We start from the raw sequence: 1602 nt of genomic DNA on the forward strand, positions 1-1602 counted from the left end.
GGGAACGCACTTCCCCGGCCACCACGGCAAAGCCCCGGCCCTGCTCACCGGCACGGGCCGCTTCCACCGCCGCGTTCAGCGCCAGGATATTGGTCTGGAAGGCGATGCCGTCGATCACGCCGATGATGTCGCTGATGCGGCGGCTGCTGTCGGTGATCTGCTGCATGGAATGCACCACCTGCTGCACCACGGCACCACCGCGCTCGGCCGCCTGGGCGGCCGTGCTGGCCAGCTGGTTGGCCTGGCGGGCGGTTTCGGACGATTGCGTCACGGTGGACGTCAGCTCTTCCATGCTGGCCGCGGTTTCTTCCAGGTTGGCTGCGGTCTGCTCGGTGCGGGCCGACAGATCCTGGTTGCCGGTGGCAATCTGGCTGGAGGCTGCCGACACCGATTCCACCCCGGTGCGTACCTCGCCCACCACCGAACGCAGCTTGTGCGTCATCGTGGCCAGGCTGCGCAGCAGGTGGCCCATCTCATCCTTGCGATCGTCGTGCACATCCACCGTCAGGTCGCCGTCGGCGATCTGGTCTGCCAGATGCACTGCCCGGTCCAGTGGACGGGTGATGGAGCGCACCAGCAACGCCGCCAGGTACAGCCCCACCAGCACCAGCACCAGACTGCAGACTCCGGCCACGCCGTAGGCTTCCATGCGCTTGCGCTGACCCGCGGCCTTGGCTTCCTCACGCATCTGCTCCTGCAGGGTGATCAGCGCCTCCTGCTCCTTGATGTACTGCACCGCCGAAGGGCGCAGTTGCTTTTCCGCAATCTCGGCGGCGGCCAGCATATCGCCCTGGTTGCGCGCTTCCTGCGCCTTGGCGATGTCCGCCAGGGTCTGCGTGCGCGCCTTGCCCACTTTCTCCAGTTGGGCCTTTTCGGCTGCGCTGTCGGCCATCTCCAGCACCAGGCGCTGGGTTTCGGTGATCTGGGCCGTGCCGCCGGTGGCCAGCTTCTTCATCTGGTCCACGATCTGGGACTCGGAGGACATCACGCTCACCACGTAGCGCTCCACCGCCACCTCGGTCATGGCGCGCCAGCGCATGGACAGCACGATGCGCTTGTCCGCCCACTCCATCTGCTTGGCCACGTCGGCATCGACACGGTCCGAATACACCATCAACCCAAAAGCCAGCAGCACCATGGCCGACATGGATCCCAACACCACCGCCCACAGCTTGTGGGCCACGCGAATATTCTGCAAGTTCATGGATACCGTCCTGGCGCAGTGCCAATCGAAAAAAGCGGGCATGGCAACCCGCTTTCATTCTCTTTGCCACATCCGACGAGCGGTACAGGCGCTCTCCCGATTGACAAAAACTACTGTTTCGTATTGATACATTGCAGTGCAGCATTTCCTCCAGTCCGGGCAACAAAAAGCCGCCCTTAGGCGGCTTTGCTGGACTTGGCAAGCAGTAGGTACTTGCCCACTGATGCACATCAGAAGTGCATCAGAACATCTCCCAATCGTCGTCCGCGCCGGCAGCCGCCGTCTTGCCGGGCTGTGCCGGCGCAGCGGTGGGAACGGCAGCACCGGGGGCCTTGTCGGGCGCCAAAGCCGGGGTCTTGCGCAGTGCAGGCGCCGCCGCAGCGGCGGGCTTGGCCTTA

1 protein-coding gene is annotated in these 1602 nt (G+C 64.7%); it reads right to left on the reverse strand.

What is annotated here, in order from left to right; translation table 11 throughout:
• Positions 1-1204 (reverse strand): methyl-accepting chemotaxis protein (locus QM470_RS21370; RefSeq protein ID WP_283340671.1); only part of this gene is annotated, 1204 nt, incomplete at its 3' end.
• Between the last annotated feature and the right edge of the window lie 398 nt (positions 1205-1602).

Source organism: Comamonas sp. 17RB (assembly GCF_030056555.1).
GTDB classification, from domain to species: domain Bacteria; phylum Pseudomonadota; class Gammaproteobacteria; order Burkholderiales; family Burkholderiaceae_C; genus Comamonas; species Comamonas terrigena.